Annotated in this window: 1 tRNA gene; it reads right to left on the reverse strand. The window is 39.4% G+C overall.

Annotation, left to right across the window (positions count from 1 at the left end):
* Window positions 1–139 precede the first annotated feature (139 nt).
* Window positions 140–215: transfer RNA gene (locus tag ACTRWE_RS19365), tRNA-Ala, on the reverse strand.
* Between the last annotated feature and the right edge of the window lie 16 nt (window positions 216–231).

Genomic DNA, 231 nt, shown 5'->3' on the forward strand with positions numbered 1-231 from the left:
GTTATTCATACGAATTTTATTATCAGCTTTTCCAAATTTTTAAAGAGCAGAGAATCAAAAACTTCTCAAAATTAAACACACTCTATTCTCAGGTGATTGTGCTACCCGATAAAAGAATATTTATTTTTAAGAAGTAAAGTGGTGGAGCTAAGCAGGATCGAACTGCTGACCTCCTGCGTGCAAGGCAGGCGCTCTCCCAGCTGAGCTATAGCCCCACATATGCTGGTCTTA

The organism is Pseudoalteromonas sp. G5_S1_54_S4, from assembly GCF_054968565.1.